Below are 19,723 nucleotides of genomic sequence, written 5' to 3' on the forward strand. Positions count from 1 at the left end.
ACATGACTTCGATTATACTTCTATCTGTTTTCGGGATTATTAACCTCTTTGTAGGTTTCCTGAAGTCGAACAGAATATTGTTGCCGCTGGCGCTGCTCTTCCTGGCAGTGGTGTTTGGTGCCAACTTGTTTAACTGGAACGATACGCAGAGCTATTTTAACAACATGCTCACCATCGATAATTATGCGGTGGCATTTACAGGCATTATGGTACTTTCCACCTTGCTGCTTATCCCATTCTCACAGCGCTACATCGATACAAAAGATGAAAACCTGGCAGAATACTACTCGCTGCTATTATTCTCGCTGGTAGGTGCTGTCATGATGGTAAGCTACGAAAACCTGATCATGCTTTTTGTAGGCATCGAGATCCTTTCAATCAGCATGTATGTACTGGCAGGCAGCGACAAGAAGAGCCTTCGTTCTAACGAGGCAGCTTTAAAGTACTTCCTGATGGGTTCTTTCTTTACCGGTGTGCTTTTATTCGGTATGGTAATGATCTACGGCGCAACAGGTTCTTTCAACATCACGGAAATTGGTGCTGCACAGGTATCGGCTGACGGTGTTACAAACACCATGTTCGTGCTTGGCCTTTTAGTAACCATTATCGGTATTTCGTTTAAAATTTCTGCTGCTCCTTTCCACTTCTGGACACCGGATGTATACCAGGGTACTCCAACGCTGTTTACTTCGTACATGTCTACTATAGTAAAAACGGCAGGTGTCGCGGCATTTTATAAGTTAATGGCATCTGCTTTTGCAGCATCTTATACTACCTGGTTCCCGACACTAATTGCAATTACAGTACTTACTTTAGTAGTAGGTAACATTGGAGCTGTAGTTCAGAAGAATGTAAAACGTATGCTGGCATACTCCAGTATCTCGCACGCTGGCTACCTGCTAATGTCGCTGATCGCGTTTAACGAGCGTTCTGATTCATCTATCTTCTTTTACTCGCTGGCCTACTCTACAGCAACTATAGCTGCCTTTGGGGTACTAAAGTTAGTAGCAGACCAACGCAAGGATGAGACATTTGAAGCCTTCAATGGCTTGGGAAGAACCAACCCGCTTTTAGCTTTTGCAATGACCGTATCAATGATGTCTTTAGCAGGTATTCCGCTAACTGCCGGCTTCTTTGCTAAGTTTTTTGTATTTGCTTCGGTATTAGAAGATGCAAACCTGATGTGGCTTGTAGTTATTGCAGTGTTACTGGCTGCAGTTGGTATTTACTACTACTTTAAAGTAGTTATAGCCATGTATATGCGCCCGGCAGAAAACCAGGAAAAGGTTGGAGTAAACAGCTTCACTTCTTTCACTTTGATATTCATAACCATACTAACTATACTTCTGGGTATAGTTCCAGCTCTGGTAAGCGATATACTGTAGATTCTATCTGCTTTTAAAATAAAAGGCTGCCCGAACAAAGCAGCCTTTTGTTTTGCCGGCTAGGTTATAAGTATGTAGTTTCAAGTATAAATTAGAAAGCTGAAACTCATCTTTAATTAAACAACTATCTGCTTGTGCACAACTCAAGGATAAGACCTTGGCCCTGTAGAAAATGCCATAAACAGAAACGCCTGCCACATTTATACTTGCGGCAGGCGTTTCTGTTTAATTATATACTTTCCTTCTAGTGAGGGAGATTCTTTAGCTTGATATGCAGCTCTTCTAATTGCGCATCGGCAATCGGAGAAGGTGCGTCTATCATTACATCGCGGCCTGAATTGTTTTTAGGGAATGCAATGTAATCGCGGATAGAATCGGAGCCACCAAACAGGGAGCACAATCTGTCGAAACCAAAAGCGATGCCACCGTGAGGAGGTGCACCATATTCAAATGCATTCAGCAGGAAGCCAAACTGAGCTTCAGCCTCTGCTTTTGAGAAACCAAGTAGTTTAAACATCTGCTCCTGCAACCTGCGATCGTGGATACGGATAGAACCGCCACCCACTTCCACGCCATTAATTACCATATCGTAGGCATTGGCACGGATCTCGCCAGGCGTATCGTCTATAAGTTCGATATCTTCCGGCTTAGGCGATGTGAACGGATGGTGCATGGCATGGTAGCGCTGAGAGTCTTCGTCCCACTCCAGCAACGGGAAATCAACAACCCAAAGCGGAGAGAAAACATTCTTATCACGCAGGCCAAGGCGCTCACCCATTTCCAGGCGAAGCTCGTTCAGGGCTTTGCGGGTTTTATCTTTAGCACCAGCAAGTATAAGCAACAGGTCGCCAGGCTTGGCATTGAAAGCAGTTGCCCAGGCAGCAAGGTCTTCCGGCGTATAGAATTTATCTACAGATGATTTAACAGAGCCATCATCGCCAACACGGGCGTATACCAGACCTGTTGCGCCAACCTGCGGGCGTTTTACAAAATCAGTAAGTTCATCGAGTTGCTTACGCGTATAGTGGGCTGCACCAGTTGCGTTTATACCTACAACCAGCTCGGCATCGTCAAAAACTTTGAAGCCTTTGTGTTTCACCAGTGGGTTAAGCTCTACAAAACGCATTTCAAAGCGCGTATCAGGCTTATCCGAACCATAATACTTCATGGCATCCGCGTAGGTCATACGCGGTAATTTATTAATATGCACGCCCTTAACTGTAGAGAAAAGGTGTTTTACCAAACCTTCAAATGTGTTCAGGATATCTTCCTGCGTTACAAAAGAAAGCTCGCAGTCAATCTGGGTAAATTCCGGCTGGCGGTCGGCACGCAGGTCCTCGTCGCGGAAGCATTTTACAATCTGGTAATATTTATCAAAACCAGAAACCATCAGCAGCTGCTTAAACGTTTGCGGCGATTGTGGCAGCGCGTAAAACTCACCCGGGTTCATGCGGCTTGGCACCACAAAATCACGGGCGCCTTCCGGCGTAGATTTTATAAGGACCGGGGTTTCTACTTCAATAAAGTAAAGATTATCCAGGTAATTGCGGGTTTCACGCATCACACGGTGACGCAGCTCCAGGTTGCGGCGCACAGGTGTACGGCGCAGGTCCAGGTAGCGGTACTTCATGCGCAGGTCGTCGCCGCCATCGGTTTCGTCCTCTATCATGAAAGGCGGTAACTTGGCAGCATTCAGCACTTCCAGTTTCGTCACCTTTAGCTCTATCGCTCCGGTTGGTATTTTATCGTTTTTAGATTCGCGCTCAATTACTTTACCAACCACTCTTATCACGTATTCACGGCCCAGGCTGCGTGCCTGGTTCAGTAAAGCTTCTGGTGTTAAACCTTCTTCGAAGCTTAGCTGCGTAATGCCATAGCGGTCGCGCAGGTCTATCCAGAGCATACCACCTTTATCGCGCTGGCGCTGTACCCAGCCGGTAAGTATAACTTCTTCGCCTACATTATCTATTCGTAGTTCGCCACAAGTATGAGATCGGAGCATAGTATCGTTTATAGTTTTGATAGAGCAAAAGTAATGATAGTTTTTCTACGATGCTTGGAAAACAAAGGTCAGTTAACAGGGTTTTATGGATGATTTACCAGAAAGTATCTACTGTTTGCAGTCAGGAATTTATACTTTATAAGCAGCTATTAACCTAGGAAGGCACTATAAACGTCGTAATTTATACTTCCTGCTACTGTAATTGATGAAGTTGTTTCAAAACTGAAAAGCCGCGTGGTTTAACCAACCAATCAGGTACTGCGTTAAGTATCCGTGCTTTACCAGGTATAAGTATATTCCTAAACCATACTTTAAGCCAATGCAACAGCCTCAGTCTGAAGTAAACTATAACCAACACCGGCAACAAATATCAGCGCATCCGGCACAGCCTGCTGAGGTAAAACCTATGCCTTTGGGTGTTATACTTACTATAGCGCTTGCCATCCGGTTGCTGGCTGCAGTTTTTTCCAAAGGTTATGCCTTCAGCGACGATCATTTTGATGTGATAAAGATTGCCCAGAACTGGCTCTACGACCTACCCTACTGGCTAAACACCGATATGCCGCCCCGCCACAGTATGTTTTATACCGGCCTGCATTACTTTATATTTTATACTTTGGAAGCGGCAGGTATAAATAGCCCGGATACTAAAATGCTGGTTATTCGATTGCTGCATGCTTTTTATTCATTGTTAATAGTATACTTTGGATATAAGATTACAGAATTGCTCAGCTCAAAAACAAATGCCCGACTGGCAGGCCTGATGCTGGCATTGATTTGGTTTATGCCCTTTATGAGCGTGCGCAACCTGGTAGAAATGGTTTGCATTCCGCCGTACCTGGCAGCTTTTTACCTGATGCTGAAGTATGAAAAGCAGGCGCTGAATAATTGGAAATGGCTGCTACCCGGTGCCCTGTTTGCGCTTGCCTTTGTGCTGCGTTACCATACGGCACTGTTTGTAGCCGGCGCAGGTTTTGTATTGCTCTACCGCAGGCAGTGGGCGCAACTTGCTTGGCTTAGCTTCGGGTTTATACTTGTTGCTTTCCTGATTCAGGGAACTATAGATATTATCTTCTTCGATTACCCTTTTCACTCAATTATTACTTACTTTTTTTACAACGCCGAAAATGCCTATGGCTTTAATACTGGTCCGGCTTACAGGTTTTTACTTACTGTTCTGGGTTTTTTAGTGCCGCCTATAAGCGTTTTTCTGTTGATGGGTTATGCCCGTACTCGCAGGCTCGCACCCATGCTTTTCTGGGCAGGTCTGCTGTTTTTTGTGGTGCATTCGCTCTTCCCGAACAAACAGGAACGGTTTATTTTTCCGCTTTTACCACTTATAGTTATACTTGGTGTAACAGGCTGGCAAAGTTATGTGCAACACAGCCCTTTCTGGCTAAAACACAGGCGCTGGCTTGCTTATAGCTGGCGGTTTTTCTGGGTTTTAAACATAGCCGCCGCCATTGGCCTGAGTTTAACCTATTCAAAAAAGAGCCGCGTTGCACCGTTGGTGTATCTTTCAGATAAAGAAAATGTTGAGGCCATAGTTCTTGAAACCGGAGAAGGTGGTGTAAAAAATCCGCCCCTGTTTTACCTGGGCCACATGAGCGCTACTTACCAGGAGTATCAGGATGATAATTACCAGGCCTGGGCAAAGTATAAAAATGGCCAGCCACTGCCTCACAACTTTATTATGGTGTATACTTTAGATGAAAACACAACGCTGGCGAAATTACAACAGCAAATAGCGCAAATGAAACGGAAGCCAACATACGTGGTAATGGCTGGCAATAAAAACCTCGAGCAACGACTTGCAAGGCTCCGTAAGTTATACCCTGCTCTAACTTTAGAAACAAGTATAAAACCATCGCTTTACGACCAGGTATTGCAACGCCTGAACCCGGGTGTGCACAAAGATGAAAGCGTACAGATTTACCGCATCGGCAAAAAATAGCCAGGCTATACTTTAAATGTGAAAAGGTAATTAGCCGAAAAATTCCAAAGCATGACTAAACCAATGGCGATCAGTTTGGCAACATAAAAATTAAGACCAAGCCGGTCGTGCAGCAGGTATACCAGCAAATTACTTAGCCCGAGCCCAACCACCGATACCGTTACAAACTTCAGGTATTGCTGCACTACAGCGGTGTCGTAATTCTGAAATGTCCAGGTGCGGTTAAGGATGTAATTAGAGGTGCAGGCAACTATAAAACCCAGGCTGTTCGCTACATACTTGTTCCAGCGTAGCTTCTCTTTTGCCAGGTAGGTTAGTCCGAAATCAATAGCAAGCCCACTCAAGCCAACCAGCCCGAACTTAAGAAACTTTATACTTAAACTCGCTATGCTCTCTGACATTAACCGCTGGTTTTTACTGGTGGTTTCTACAAACGAGAGAAAGCAAGGTTATAGTTGCCCTTTAATTGAAATTCTCACCGCCAGGCAATCCTATACATGCTTAAACGTCCACCCTTCCTTCCACATAAACCCAGTCAGGCCAATAGGCATCCTTTGTCGACAAATCAGGCACGTTGGTATAGTTTATTTTGATGGCGCTATTTGAATGATTTAATTCAACAGAAACAAACAATTAAGCTGCTACAAAATAAAACTATGAATTATATTGATTAATAACTACTTAGAAGCTATTTGCAACAATATGTCAAAAAAGTTGCCTTTCGGTTGGTTGCCTATATCAATTCAATCGATTTATGCCGTATCTTTGTGCCAAAATAAGGCCCTATTATAGCATAGAGCAACGAATTGGTTCGAGAATATCAGACTTTAAGATAGCAACTGATAACTCCTACAAAAACTGCCTGACCGGAAGTATAATTTAACCCAGGATCGGGATCTGAGCATATAAAGATAGCTGCGTTGAACGATTGGGTAAACACAGCTGTTCTTGCCTGGGAGTAAGTAGATCGGATTTATAGTATATGATAAAACGGTATAGCCCTTACCATATACTGACAGATGATAATACAAAGACATTGCCGCGCCTCAAAAGCCGGTAATTATAGGCATATCTTGTTTAAGGTGAGATGTAAGTAAGATGCCTTCCGCACCAAATATATCTACAACATTATTAAAAGAAGCCATACCTGTTGGGTATGGCTTCTTTGTTTTTATACTTGCTTTAGCTACATTTTATACCTGTTACTACTTAAACATACCGCCTAACTTATCGCCCAGGCCACCTGGCAACTTTTCCTTCAGTCCGCCGCCCAGCATACTCATCAGGTCAGATTGGCCCACCTCGCCGGAATTAACTTTGCCGGATAACTTACTCATCAGGAACTGCATTACATAAGGACCTATTTGCGTGGCTACGCCTACTGGTATACCTAACTTTGCGGAAAGAGATTGTATGTAATTTTGGGTCATACTGTTTACAGCAGGATGGATCCCAGCTTGGTTACCTTTCAGCATGTTCATAATACCGCCGAAGTCGCCACTGCCTGCTTCTTTCTTCAATCCATCGGTCATGGTATCCTTTGCCAGGTCTACAGAGCGGTTTGCCTGATCAGGGTTCAGGTTGAATTTACTTTGCAAGTCGCCGGTTAACTGGCCTTTTACGCTATTGATGATGTTTTCTAACATAGTTTTATACTTTAAATGGTTTATAAGCAGCTTATAAGTATAGGGGCACTATTTGGCTCCTGATTTTGTTACTTTATTTAACGAAAAACAGTAACCAGTAGATTTTCAACACGATACAGAAACAAAGGCAGCTAAATATGCTTTTGGCAAAGAAATTGTAACGAAGCTGGCAGCACCAAAAGAATATATAGTTTATAAGATTTTATAGCTTTGTCTATCACTAACCCATGAACATGCGATTTATAGCCCTATTAGCAGTTATCCTATTGGCAGGAGCGGCATTTGCCTCTACCAAGCTTAAAAAAGTAGACATTACCAAAGAGATCAGCGTAATGCTGCCACGCGATTTCTCTCCTCTACCCGATGAAGGCATCGCCCGGAAGTACCCGGCTACAACAAAACCGTTAGCAGTTTATTCCAGCCCAAGTGGCCAGATCGATTTCAGCGTTACCCAGAAGCAAACCCGCTTCCAGGCAACCGACCTGCCTATGCTGCGTGAGTTTTACAAGGCAAACCTGGTAGAGAGATTTACCAAAGTTGATTTTATCCGGCAGGAAGTAAAGCAGGTAAAAGGGCAGGATTTTATAGTTTTTGAGTTCGTATCTACCCTGGCCGATGAGCGCGGAGCAAGTAACCTGGCCCCTGTTCAGAAATACAGCATTATCGAGTATACTATAAAAGGCAACCAACTGCTGATATTTACACTGCATGTACCTTTTGCTATGAAAAATGATTGGCAGGCACCAGCCCGTGAGATCATGGAATCTGTAAAATTAAAGTAACGTATACTTTCGCTTTCAAAGCCTCTCCTTTTCGGGAGGGGCTTTTTTTATTTTTATACTTTTGCAGTAAGCCTGAGTATATAGATCAGGCTTCGATCACAGCTTACTAATTAACCAATCACCTATGGAATTTTTATCTCTTTACAGCGACGAGTATTTTATGCAGGAGGCTTACCGGCAGGCACAGTATGCTTTTGAAGAAGGCGAAATTCCGATAGGTGCTGTGGTGGTTTGCAACAACCGGATTATTGCCAAAGCTTATAACCAGACTGAAAAACTAAACGACGTAACGGCCCATGCCGAAATGCTGGCACTTACTGCCGCTGCCAACTACCTGGGCAACAAGTACCTCTCTGATTGTACCCTGTATGTTACCGTAGAACCCTGCATTATGTGCGCCGGCGCAAGCTATTGGGCACAACTAAAGCGAGTGGTTTTTGGCACTGCAGAACCCAAACGCGGCTATCGCAAAGCGGGCAATTTACTCCATCCTAAAACAGAAATGGCAAGCGGCATACTGGCTGCCGAGTGCGCCGAACTGATGGCTTCCTTCTTTGCACGTAAAAGAAATTAGCTATATTTGAAACTAAGTTTTCGAAGGCATACGTACACCTAAAATCTGTACGCATGCTATTTTTCACATATAAAATTCTATAAAACTATGGCTTTCGAACTACCGAAACTACCTTATGCCTACGACGCACTGGAGCCGCACATAGATGCACGCACCATGGAGATCCACCATACAAAACACCACCAGGCTTATACTGATAACCTGAACAAGGCTATTGCCGGTACTGAGATGGAGAACATGAGCATTGAAGAAATCATGCGCAGTGTGAAAGAAGATAATAAACCGGTTCGTAACAACGGTGGTGGTTTCTACAACCACAACCTGTTCTGGACAATCCTTTCTCCGAACGGTGGCGGCCAGCCATCTGGCGAGCTGGCTGATGCAATTAATGCTTCTTTCGGCTCATTCGATCAGTTTAAAGAGAAGTTCAACAATGTTGCTGCTACACGTTTCGGCTCAGGCTGGGCCTGGCTTTGCGTAAAAGATGGCAAGCTGGAAATTTGCTCAACTCCTAACCAGGATAACACCCTGATGAGCTTTGCAGAAGGCTGCGGTGGCCAACCTATACTTGGCCTGGATGTTTGGGAGCACGCTTATTACCTGCACTACCAGAACCGTCGCCCGGATTACATCAACGCTTTCTGGAACTTGGTAAACTGGGAAGAAGTAACTCGCCGCTTTAACGAAGCAAAGTAATTCTTTCAGATATTAGATATCAGACACAAGATTATAGATTTCTTGTATCCTTGATAAAAGAAAAGCCCTATCATTACGATGGGGCTTTTTTTTTACAGGCTATTTTTTCAAGGGATGTGCTTGAACTATGGAGCTTACACAACCCTGCTGTAAAGTATAAATCCCCTGCTATAGCAACAACTACGGCAGGGGATTTATACTTTATACTTTAGTGATACTTACTTCTGGGCTACTTGCTGTTTGGCTTTATAAGTTGCTACGCCTTCATCCAGGAACTTCACAAAATTCTCAACACTCAGGTCGTAAGCAATTGGCTTTACCAGTACGTTTTCGTTCTCATCCATCAGCACATAGTATGGCTGGGCGTTTACGTTAAACTTCGTGATCTGGTAATCGGCATACTTTTTACCAAGTGTCTTTTTCTCTTTGCCATCCTGCTTCGATGTATACCATTCATTCTGTGGCAGTTCGGTTTTATCATCAACATACAATGCAGCAATTACATAGTTCTCACGCAGGCGCTTCAGCACTTCCGGGTCAGACCAAACGTTGGCTTCCATCTCGCGGCAGTTTACGCAACCGTGGCCGGTAAAATCTATAAAGATCGGTTTGCCTTGTTCGGCAGCGCACTTCTTGGCTTGCTCCAGGTCGAAGTAACCTTGCAGGCCATGCGGCAGGTGCAGGAAATCGGCGTACTTGGGTTGTTCGCAGAGCTGGTTAGTGGCAACAGTTGCAGTACCGCCTCCGCTCTGGCGTACAATTGCGTTCAGATCGAAGTCGTGGGTACTTTGTGGTGGCAGGTAACCAGACAGGGCCTTTAATGGAGCACCAAACATGCCCGGCACCAGGTAAATCACAAAAGCAAACGTAGCTATAGCCAGGAACAGGCGAGGTACACTTATAAAATTAAGGTCAGAATCGTGTGAAAACTTAAGCTTGCCCAGCAGGTAAAAGCCCATTAAAGTAAAGATAATGATCCACAACGCTAAGTATACTTCACGGTCAAGTATACCCCAGTGATATACCTGGTCGGCTACGCTGAGGAATTTAAGCGCCAGCGCCAACTCTATAAAGCCCAGCACCACCTTTACAGAGTTTAACCAGCCACCAGACTTAGGCAGGCCGCTCAACCACGACGGAAAAATAGCAAACAAGGTAAATGGCAACGCAAAGGCAAGCGAAAAACCAAACATCCCTACTACAGGGCGTATGGTTTCGCCACCAGCCGATGCCACCAGTATACTTCCTACAATAGGGCCGGTGCATGAGAAAGAAACCAAAGCCAGTGTAAATGCCATAAAGAATACACCTATCCAGCCGCCTTTGTCAGCCTGGGCATCTACTTTAGTAAGCCAAGAACTTGGCAATGTTATCTCGAACATGCCAAAGAATGACATGGCAAATAGAAGGAAAATGGCAAAGAAAAGCAGGTTTGGCAGCCAGTGGGTACTGATGAAGTTTGCACCATCTGCACCGAATAATTTAGCAACTATCGTACCTGCTATAGTATAAATCGCGATAATGGACACACCATAAACCAAAGCTTTTAAGATAGCCTGGCTACGGTTTTTGCTGCTCCCGGTAAAGAAACTGACGGTCATGGGCACCATCGGAAAAACGCAAGGCGTAAGCAAAGCCACCAGGCCAGAACCAAAAGCCAGCAACATAAAGGCCCACAAGCCACTGCCCTCGGCAACCGGTTCAGCAGCAGGCAAGGCAGGAGTTACAACAGTTTCCGGCTTAGTAACAGTATCGGTAACTTGTGCGGTAGCTGATGATGCGCTATCCTGCACAAGCGGTGCTGTTGTATCTGAAGTGGTTGCAGCAGCGGCTGAAGTAGTAGGTAGTTGTGGCGTGGTTTGCAGGGTTTGTTGCTGCTGCGTAGAAGTCTGGGATGAAGCCGGTGCAGCCGTAGCAGCAGTTACCTGTATCTGGTTATTGGTGAATGAAAAATCATCGTCGAACGGAATACATTTGCCATCGATATCAGTACAAACCTGGTACTCGTAAGTGCCTTTTACCAGCAGGGTTGGCTGCAGCACTTTCACCTTTTGCCGGAACTGAGCGGTGCCTACAAAGTAAGTATACTCGCCGCCCCACAGCTCATCATACTTTTTCTTTGGTTTTACAGGCTTAATTTTGCCTACCAGCTCATAAGAAGGGTGTTTAGCAAATTTAAACTCCGTTACCATCGGACCCAGTTCAGGGTCAAAATCAGAAGAGTACAGGTACCAGTCTTTATCTATGCGAACATTGAAAATCAGTTCTACCTCCTCGCCTACTGCTACCTGCTTTTTAGAAACATCATAGCTCCAGGAAGCTGGTTTCAGCACCTGTGCCTGCGCTGCCACCGCAACTATAAATAGCAACAATGCGAGCGCTACCTGTTTCATGTTTATGTGTTTATTCATCGGGTGTATATACTTAATATGTATTCCAACAGCACTCTGCGAAAATGCCGGTTTAAATGCTTTACAAAAGTATAGTTTTTTATTTTACAGTTTCTCTCTGTTTGCTACTATACCAGCTTTACATGACAGACAACAAGAGAACCGCTGTTAAAACTCCATGCTGCACGGTATAAAAAACTATAAATGCCATATCGGTTGTAAGTTTATTTAAAACCACCTTAATAAGCAGCATTCTCAAATGTGATTTTAAAATAAATCAGTGCAAAAATAAGGGAGCAATTACGAAGGTCATGATTTATGTAATTTGCTCATAAACCTGTTTATACCCTTGCCACGCATTTTCTGAATACGAACAACTGGCATTTCGGCTGACTCCCTTTTTCAAACGCACAACATAAAAGCACAATTTTACAAATTAATAATAAAATAATACCATATTTATATATACTAAAAATTATATGTCTCGTATAACAACTCCATACTAATCAATGTGTTACAATTACCTTTTGCATTCGCTTTCAACTTTTACCAATACACCCTTAAAATTCAGATGTTCACGAACAAACACTATTTATAAGGTCATTACCGGAATTTTTGAAGGTCTTAATTTGTATATCTATTACAGAAAAAATATAACTTTACATAGTTAAATAAAGATAATGGAGGACAACTTGTATACGACTCAGGAGTTAGCTTTAAAGACCGAGTGCGGAAAAGAATTTGACGGCTTGTTTAAAGCTATCAAGCTTATCCGCGATGAGAAGCATAACTTTCATGTAGTGTATAAGACGTTTTCAGATGAGTACATCTACTCATTTTGCAATCCCTTCCAAGATACTTTTTCTGTAAACACCTATAAGTTGATCTCTGAGGAAGAGGCAAAAGGAATTTTCTTGAGCCGCCTTTCACAGGAAAATGCCCGCGAGCTGTTTAACACCGCCGAGGCATCTGCAGTTGGTTTTCACTCCTGATTTACAGAAAGTATCCGAGAACGAAAAGGTGCCACCCGGCACCTTTTCGTTATTATAAGCTATTTATACTTCATGGTTTTGCCATTTCGGTGGTAGTTGCGTACTTTGTATGAAATATAATAAGCTGGACGCACTATACTTGCGGCTATACATACTTTTGGCGTAAAACAGAAAACGCCTGCCGCTGCCACAGCCTGCTAAAAACTATGATCCTAAACATTATAATTACCATTTTACTCGTGTTGTTAAATGGTTTTTTTGTTGCTGCTGAGTTTGCTATTGTAAAGGTACGTTCGTCGCAGATAGAGCTGCGGGCACAAACCGGCCATACCATGGCAAAAATGGCCCAGCACATGCTCACCCACCTGGATGCTTACCTGTCTGCCACCCAATTGGGAATCACACTTGCCTCGCTAGGCCTGGGTTGGATAGGCGAAAGCGTAGTATCAGAGATCGTTATTAACACCATGGTTTTCTTTGGCTTTAAAGGAAACGCCGTGCTTGCCCATAGCATTGCCCTGCCAATATCGTTTGCCATTATTACGGTGCTGCATATTGTGTTCGGCGAGCTTGCTCCAAAATCTCTTGCTATTCAGCGCTCAGAAGCTACAACATTGGCGGTAGCGCTGCCTATGCGCTTTTTCTATATCACCTTCAGGCCTTTTATCTGGGTACTGAATGGCTTTGCCAGCACAGTCCTGCGCTGGATGGGAATACGACCGATGCACGGCTCAGAAGTACATTCTGCCGAAGAACTGCGCCTGCTGTTTGAGCAAAGCGCCGAGAGCGGAGCAATTAAAGAATCGCAGCAGGAATTGCTGGATAATGTATTCCAGTTTAGTGAGCGCATGGTAAAACAGATCATGGTGCCGCGTACCCGCATGGTAGCCATTGACGTGGAAATTCCGGAAGAAGAGCTGATGCAACTTATCCATACCGAAGGATACTCCAGGCTACCGGTTTACAGAGGCTCGATTGATAATGTAGTAGGTGTGCTGTATGTGAAAGACCTGCTTACTGTTATGCGCCTCGGCGAACCGATTAACATTGAAACGCTGATGCGCCAGGCCTACTTTGTGCCGGAAACTCAGAAGATAAACCGTTTGCTACAGCAGTTTCAGCGCCGCCACATGCACATTGCCGTAGTTACCGATGAGTTTGGTGGCGTATCGGGTATTGTAACCATGGAAGATATTATAGAAGAGCTCGTAGGTGAAATACAGGATGAGTATGATGAAGAAGCACCGATTGTAGAGCGCCTGAACGATTTTGAGTATAAGGTGAATGGTGCCGCCCCAATCTCCGATGCAAACGATTTCCTGCCTTACTCGCTGCCTGAAGGCGAAGACTATGAAACAGTAGGCGGTTTGATAACCATGGTATACGGACAAATCCCGGAAAACCTGAACGAAGTAGCCAGTTTTAACCAATACGATATCCGGGTGCTTGAAAAAGCGGATCGCCGCGTAGAATGGGTGCTTTTTAAAGTGAAAGAAGAATTCCGCGACGAGATCTCTTAATTATTTGCTGCCTGCATGAAACGCCACGAAAGCCTTGCCCCGGTATCGCGCCAGCACCACAACGGGTTACTGACGGCGAGGCTGCTGCAGAAAGATGCCCCGGCTTATAAAGGCATGCCTACCACGCTGGCTGGCAAACGCGACTATGTACTACGCTTTTTAAAAAGTGAGCTAGAGCCTCATTTCGCTGTAGAAGAGAAAACCATATTCATACTTGCCCGCACTGTTTCAGAAGAGCTGAAAGTACAAGCTGATGTATTAGAAACGGAGCATCGGCAGCTGGAAAAGCTCATAAACGATTTACTAAGCCTTACTGACGAATCTATACTTGCCGATAAACTGCATGAAACAGGAAAGCTCCTGGAGCAGCACATACGCAAGGAAGAACGCATCTTCTTCGAGTTGCTACAACAGGAGCTCCCGGATGAAAAACTACAGGAATTGAAACTGCAGATAGAACAGCACCTGCACTAGTTATACTTACTCTTTGCCCGTAAACCAGCCGCTATACATCACATAATTATTTGCCACTTTATCCAGCCCGTTAATCTGCTCCTGGCTTAGCTGCTTTACCTTTTTACCCGGAATGCCCGCATAAATCCACCCCGATTCGCAGACTGTATTTTCGAGTACGATAGCACCGGCTGCTACTATACAATTTTGCTGTACTACAGCGTTATCCATTACAATTGCGCCCATACCTATCAGCACATTGTCGTGCACGGTGCAGCCATGTACTATAGCGTTATGGCCGATAGACACATTGTTGCCTATAGTAGTGGCGGCTTTCTGGTAAGTACAATGTATAACTGCGCCATCCTGTATGTTGGTCTTATTACCTATGCGTATGGCATTCACATCGCCCCGGATTACAGCATTAAACCACACAGAACACTCGTTGCCCATTACCACATCGCCCACAATAGTGGCGTTTTCGGCTATAAAACAATCTTCGCCCATCTGGGGTTTTACACCTTTTACAGGAAGTATAACTGGCATATCTTTAATTGTTGATTGCTAAATTGATTAATTGCTAACCAGACAAAGTTAGAGTTTTAATTGCGTAGTCCGGATTGCTTAATTGTTGTTGTCTGCAAAACTGGATGTGTTATCCGCATAAATGATAATACGGGGATCAGGAAATCCCCGGCAGCTGGCTTTCGGACTGGGAAGTCCGAAAGAGCTTATTCATACAGAAAACCAATTAACAATCATCAATTAATTAACCTCTTCCAGGTGCCTTTGTGCAGGTTATACTTTAGCGTGCTGGGCAGGGCTTTCCAGAAGTACTTGTTTATTTCTACGGCAAAGCTGGGTTGCATGTAACAATTAATCGTGCAGCCTTCGCAGGCAGGCAATCTTCCCTCCTGTTTTTTCAGATCTTCTACGGCCTGTGAAGTATAAAGAGCCTGCAGGTTACCATTTATCGGGAAGCTCTGCGCGCCCAGATGGTAGCAAGGTAAAACCAGTTCGTTCTCCGGAGAGATTACCAGCGTAGTGCTGGCAGCTTTACAGACAGGAGCATTTATGTGGTTGCCTCCATCGCGGCGCAACTCTATAAAACCTTCGTTCAGGTACACGCCTTTGCGCCTTCCAAACGCCGATAGGTACTCCAGTTCTTCCTTTGTTAGCTGTTCGCCGGTCTCCACTGCATTATACTCAAAGGCAGGATTAAGTATAAGCATGAGCTTGTTGGGCTGAGTTATGGTCTGGTACACCTCTTCCAGCTCATGCAGGTTGTGCCTGAACACCGTAAACAAAATATCAGGCCGCTCGCCAAGCTCTTTCGCAACTTTTACCGACTCCATTACAAAATCGTAGCAGGCCACGCCGCGGCCTTTGTCGTGCACATCTTTTTTAGCCGAGTCAAGCGAAAAATGCAGCATATCTACTTTGCCCTTTAACCGTTCAGCCAGCTTTGGATATAGCAGGCCGTTAGTGGTAAGCGTGGTGATAAAACCCATGTCGTGCGCCATTTTCAGGAACACATCAATCTCGCGGTGCAGCAGCGGCTCGCCTCCGGTAAAGTCAATTACCTGCACACCCAACTTTTTAAGATCGCGCAGGTTGCGGGCCACATCCTCTGTCTTAATATAAGGCGATGGTTTTTCCCAGATATCACAGAACGAGCACCTGGCGTTACAGCGGTAGGTAACGTAGTAATTGCAAAGTACCGGTTTCGAGGTCAGGCGCATGGTTCTGAGTTGTGAATCCAAAATTAGGAATTATGAATGAAGGCGGAAGCTTTATATCTTAACCTTTACAATAACTCTTTATTTATACTTAAACTATAATTCAGCATTTGGGGCTAATTTATACTTTAAAACTATGAACAGACAAAACATTTCGTCGGGTGCCGTATGGGAAGATAAGGTGGGCTACAGCCGCGCAGTAAGAGTAGGCAACATAATTGAAGTAGCCGGCACCACCGCTACTAACGGTTCTCAAATAACAGGTAAAGGCAGCGTTTACGAACAGGCAAAGTATAGCCTGCAAAAAATTGAACATGCCTTGCAACAGGTCGGTGCCACTTTACAGGATGTAGTGCGCACCCGAATGTTCGTAACCGATATCAGCCGTTGGGAAGAAGCAGGCAAAGCGCACGGCGAATTCTTTAAAAGTATAAAACCTGCTACCACCATGGTAGAAGTACAGGCGCTCATCCACCCCGACTTATTGGTAGAAATTGAAGCCACTGCCATACTCACGGATCAAGTATAAAAAATCTACTTTTAGCAGCAACCTCACGCTCATATTTAAGTATCTATATCTATAAATTTTGCACAGCCTGCCTGTTTAACAATTCCGCATGGCTTACCCCGAATTAGCTTAGATCATGATAAAGAAATTTGCGCTGAAGGCACTGCTATTTACGTTAACCCTGCCTGTTTTATACTTTGGTGCTATTGTTTGCCTGTCGGTAATTAGTCAGGAAGGCCCCTTACCCAACATTCGCTCCACTACCGGAGGAGTTGGTTTCTCGTTGCTGCGCATGCGCGAAGTACAGCAGGTAAAGCAAGTTGATTTTTTGTTTGTAGGCTCTTCGCATGTATACCGTGGTTTCGACCCGCGTATTTTTGACCAGCAGGGCATCCGGAGCTTTAACCTGGGCTCTCCTCTGCAAACGCCTTTCAATTCCTACTTTGTGCTTAAAGAGCACCTGCCCAATATAAAGGCAAAGTATATTGTTATGGACCTTTACTGGGATATTATGGCCGGAGATGGCGTAGAATCAAGTATAGACCTGGTTTCTAACATGCCGGTTAGCGCCAATACTATTTCCATGACTGCCTTAAATAACGAGCTGATGGTTACCAACAGCCTGTTATATGCGATGGCCAAAAGGCTGCATACGCCGCTAACCCACGAAAAACAGAAAACCATAAAAACCGCCGTTTACACAGGCCGGGGCTATGCCGCATCGCTTAAAACCAGCAACCAGCACCTTGATGATTTACGAATGGCCGAGCCGGTTAATGTAGAGCCTAGCGATATGCAACTCAGGTACCTGCAAAAGATCATTAGCCTGGCAGAAGAACAGGGAGCGCAGATGATATTTGTACTGACGCCGGTAACAAAAGAGTATAAGAACACAGTAGCCAACTATAAACAGTTCTCGGAAAGTATACATAAGTTAGCTGCGGCCAATGGCATTGTATTACTGGATTATAACACCCGTACCGACCTGAAACTTTCGTCACTGCACGACTTTTACGACAAACACCACCTGACCCAAGAAGGTGTTCAGAAATTTAATACAACCTTTATCCGTGACTTACAGAAACTAGGGTATATACAGGTAGCAGCGCCCAAACTGGCTGCCAACGATGATTTTGATCAATAAGAAAATCCAATCGAAATTATAAACCGGCGCTATACTTTCTATATTTGCCGCAACAGGCGGGTGCGAAAATTTCAGCTAAAACGCATACCTTCGCCTTACGTCAAATTAATTCCGGATCATGATACAACCGTTGCGCCGCGGCGACAAAATAGCCATACTTTCTACAGCCCGAAAAGTAAGTTTACAGGAACTTGAAGCTGCCATCCAGACATTTGAGAGTTGGGGCCTTTACGTAGTGCTGGGGCAAACCATTGGAGCCAGTTACAATCAGTTTGCCGGCGACGATGCCCTCCGCCTCCAGGATTTTCAGCAGATGCTGGACGACCCAGGTATAAAAGCCATTGTTTGCGCGCGCGGCGGTTACGGCACAACCCGTATCATAGACCAGGTAGATTTTTCAGGATTTAAAAAGAACCCCAAATGGCTTGTGGGCTTTAGTGATGTAACCACACTGCACAGCCATATCCATAACCTGGGCGTCGAAACCATACATGCTACCATGCCTGTGCTTTTTTCTAAGGAAGGCACCGCCGAAGCCATTGAAAGTATGCGCCAGTTGCTGTTTGGCGAAGAGCCGCAATACAATGCGCCAGCCCATGCCTTTAACCGCACCGGCACAGCACAGGGCCAGCTGGTAGGTGGTAACCTCTCTATGTTGCACACGCTTACCGGCACCCGCTCCGATATTGATACACGCGGCAAAATACTGTTTCTGGAAGACCTGGACGAATACCTATACCACATAGACCGCATGATGGTGCACCTGGACCGCAGCGGCAAACTCAGCCAGCTGGCCGGCTTAATTGTAGGCCACATGAGCGACATGCACGACAACGCTATCCCCTTTGGTAAAGATGCCTACGAGATCATAGCCGAACACACCGGCAAGTATAATTATCCTGTTTGCTACAATTTCCCGGTTGGCCACGAAGCGCATAACCTGGCTGTAGTATGCGGCAGAGAAGCAAAGCTTGCAGTAAGTGAGAACGGCAGCAGTTTGGTGTATTGTTAACAGGCATTGAAATTTGCAACATTCTTAAAGAGAAGACACATTTATACTTTAACTATACTTTCTCTATCAGATCTTAATGGTTTAATATCGCTGAAGTATAAAATATACCAGCTACTGGCAAGAACCAAATTACAATCACCCTACATTAGATATTATATTTCCCGCTATCTTGTTAGCCATCTTATCGCATTCAACTGTTTGATTGTAGAAATACAGTGGAATCAACTATGTATATAGTGCAGAAAGTGGGAGTAGGTACTCCTGCTTCACAGTAGTTGGGTGTCATTAAAATTATGAAATGAAAAAATATATACTTGTTGTTGCACTTGCTACTACATTACTTGGCTGCAAATCTGCCCAGAGAATGACACCTGTTGAAGCCGCCAATAAACTTGGACCCAATCCACACTTCATTATAGACGGGCAAGCATCTGATAAATCTGCAATGCAAACAATGGAAGCGGAAGATGTCGCCTCACTGACCGCTTACTATGGTAAGGACGCCACAAGCCGATACGGGGACAAAGCCAAAGACGGAGCCGTTGAGATTGAAACCAAAGCATATGCTAAGGAGAAGTACCAGAAAGTGCTAAAAGAAGCAAGCAGTGAATATAAGAGCAGACTTGAGGCAGAAGGGGGAGATGACAACTTCCAGTATGTCCTGAACGGCAAAGCGTTGACAGAAAACTACGCTGGTGATTTGGCAAGTATAACACCTGATCTACTGAAAGAAATCAGGATAATTGAAAGCGAGGAATTAATTAACAGTTACAATATAAATGGAAGAGCTGTTACGGTCGTTATTACCGCAAATCCTCCCAAAAATCTCTATAACAAAAAAGAAAAATACAACCAAAAATAACGTCACCCAACCCAGTTCAGCCTTAACCTTTGCTACGCCTCAGGCTTCGGCTGCACAAATCCGT

General features: G+C 44.6%; 18 protein-coding genes. 12 read left to right on the plus strand and 6 right to left on the minus strand.

What is annotated here, in order from left to right; all coding sequences use genetic code 11:
* Window positions 1-2: 2 nt before the first annotated feature.
* Complete coding sequence (locus LWP20_RS09775) at window positions 3-1,385, plus strand: NADH-quinone oxidoreductase subunit N (RefSeq protein ID WP_242927938.1); 1,383 nt, start codon at window positions 3-5, stop codon at window positions 1,383-1,385.
* Between the two features lie 244 nt (window positions 1,386-1,629).
* On the opposite strand, the gene aspS is transcribed toward LWP20_RS09775, so the two are convergent.
* Window positions 1,630-3,387, minus strand: coding sequence for an aspartate--tRNA ligase (gene aspS, locus LWP20_RS09780; protein ID WP_242927939.1), 1,758 nt, complete (start codon window positions 3,385-3,387; stop codon window positions 1,630-1,632).
* Window positions 3,388-3,706: 319 nt separating this feature from the next.
* Here aspS and LWP20_RS09785 point away from each other — a divergent pair, with 319 nt between their 5' ends.
* The gene (locus tag LWP20_RS09785) at window positions 3,707-5,341 is read left to right on the plus strand and encodes a glycosyltransferase family 39 protein (RefSeq protein WP_242927940.1); all 1,635 of its coding nucleotides are present in this window, start codon (window positions 3,707-3,709) and stop codon (window positions 5,339-5,341) included.
* Window positions 5,342-5,346: 5 nt separating this feature from the next.
* Here LWP20_RS09785 and LWP20_RS09790 read toward each other — a convergent pair whose 3' ends face one another.
* Together LWP20_RS09790 and LWP20_RS09795 are read right to left on the minus strand one after the other, a co-directional pair.
* Complete coding sequence (locus tag LWP20_RS09790; protein WP_242927941.1) at window positions 5,347-5,742, minus strand: GtrA family protein; 396 nt, start codon at window positions 5,740-5,742, stop codon at window positions 5,347-5,349.
* Window positions 5,743-6,546: 804 nt separating this feature from the next.
* Window positions 6,547-6,987 carry a hypothetical protein gene (locus LWP20_RS09795; protein ID WP_242927942.1) on the minus strand — a complete coding sequence of 147 codons (441 nt, stop codon included), beginning with the start codon at window positions 6,985-6,987 and terminating at the stop codon, window positions 6,547-6,549.
* 227 nt (window positions 6,988-7,214) lie between these two features.
* On the opposite strand from LWP20_RS09795, the gene LWP20_RS09800 reads away from it, so the two are divergent.
* From LWP20_RS09800 to LWP20_RS09810, 3 genes are all read left to right on the plus strand, one after another.
* Window positions 7,215-7,769 (plus strand): hypothetical protein, encoded by a 555-nt coding sequence (locus LWP20_RS09800; RefSeq protein WP_242927943.1) that lies wholly within the window; start codon window positions 7,215-7,217, stop codon window positions 7,767-7,769.
* A gap of 124 nt (window positions 7,770-7,893) precedes the next feature.
* The gene (locus LWP20_RS09805) at window positions 7,894-8,343 is read left to right on the plus strand and encodes a nucleoside deaminase (RefSeq protein WP_242927944.1); all 450 of its coding nucleotides are present in this window, start codon (window positions 7,894-7,896) and stop codon (window positions 8,341-8,343) included.
* 87 nt (window positions 8,344-8,430) lie between these two features.
* Window positions 8,431-9,039 (plus strand): superoxide dismutase, encoded by a 609-nt coding sequence (locus tag LWP20_RS09810; protein ID WP_242927945.1) that lies wholly within the window; start codon window positions 8,431-8,433, stop codon window positions 9,037-9,039.
* A gap of 218 nt (window positions 9,040-9,257) precedes the next feature.
* Here LWP20_RS09810 and LWP20_RS09815 read toward each other — a convergent pair whose 3' ends face one another.
* Window positions 9,258-11,450, minus strand: coding sequence for a protein-disulfide reductase DsbD family protein (locus tag LWP20_RS09815; protein WP_242927946.1), 2,193 nt, complete (start codon window positions 11,448-11,450; stop codon window positions 9,258-9,260).
* Window positions 11,451-12,109: 659 nt separating this feature from the next.
* Here LWP20_RS09815 and LWP20_RS09820 point away from each other — a divergent pair.
* The 3 genes from LWP20_RS09820 (at window position 12,110) to LWP20_RS09830 (ending at window position 14,415) form a co-directional block, all read left to right on the plus strand.
* Window positions 12,110-12,421 carry a hypothetical protein gene (locus LWP20_RS09820; protein ID WP_242927947.1) on the plus strand — a complete coding sequence of 104 codons (312 nt, stop codon included), beginning with the start codon at window positions 12,110-12,112 and terminating at the stop codon, window positions 12,419-12,421.
* 206 nt (window positions 12,422-12,627) lie between these two features.
* Window positions 12,628-13,941 (plus strand): hemolysin family protein, encoded by a 1,314-nt coding sequence (locus LWP20_RS09825; protein ID WP_242927948.1) that lies wholly within the window; start codon window positions 12,628-12,630, stop codon window positions 13,939-13,941.
* A 15-nt stretch (window positions 13,942-13,956) separates the two neighbouring features.
* Window positions 13,957-14,415, plus strand: coding sequence for a hemerythrin domain-containing protein (locus LWP20_RS09830; RefSeq protein ID WP_242927949.1), 459 nt, complete (start codon window positions 13,957-13,959; stop codon window positions 14,413-14,415).
* Between the two features lie 6 nt (window positions 14,416-14,421).
* Here the strand turns inward: LWP20_RS09830 and LWP20_RS09835 are convergent, their stop codons facing one another.
* Window positions 14,422-14,940, minus strand: coding sequence for a gamma carbonic anhydrase family protein (locus LWP20_RS09835; RefSeq protein ID WP_242927950.1), 519 nt, complete (start codon window positions 14,938-14,940; stop codon window positions 14,422-14,424).
* 215 nt (window positions 14,941-15,155) lie between these two features.
* Window positions 15,156-16,136 (minus strand): radical SAM protein, encoded by a 981-nt coding sequence (locus LWP20_RS09840; protein ID WP_242928036.1) that lies wholly within the window; start codon window positions 16,134-16,136, stop codon window positions 15,156-15,158.
* 133 nt (window positions 16,137-16,269) lie between these two features.
* Between LWP20_RS09840 and LWP20_RS09845 the strand changes: the two genes are divergently transcribed.
* The 4 genes from LWP20_RS09845 (at window position 16,270) to LWP20_RS09860 (ending at window position 19,659) form a co-directional block, all read left to right on the plus strand.
* Entirely contained in the window at window positions 16,270-16,662 is a 393-nt protein-coding gene (locus LWP20_RS09845; protein ID WP_242927951.1) for a RidA family protein, read from the plus strand.
* 115 nt (window positions 16,663-16,777) lie between these two features.
* A complete protein-coding gene (locus tag LWP20_RS09850) occupies window positions 16,778-17,785 on the plus strand; it encodes a DUF1574 family protein (protein WP_242927952.1) in 1,008 nt (335 codons plus the stop codon).
* Window positions 17,786-17,903: 118 nt separating this feature from the next.
* Window positions 17,904-18,797, plus strand: coding sequence for a S66 peptidase family protein (locus LWP20_RS09855; RefSeq protein ID WP_242927953.1), 894 nt, complete (start codon window positions 17,904-17,906; stop codon window positions 18,795-18,797).
* Window positions 18,798-19,095: 298 nt separating this feature from the next.
* Window positions 19,096-19,659 carry a hypothetical protein gene (locus LWP20_RS09860; protein WP_242927954.1) on the plus strand — a complete coding sequence of 188 codons (564 nt, stop codon included), beginning with the start codon at window positions 19,096-19,098 and terminating at the stop codon, window positions 19,657-19,659.
* Window positions 19,660-19,723 lie beyond the last annotated feature (64 nt).

This window comes from Pontibacter vulgaris (assembly GCF_022758145.1).
GTDB classification, from domain to species: Bacteria; Bacteroidota; Bacteroidia; order Cytophagales; family Hymenobacteraceae; genus Pontibacter; species Pontibacter vulgaris.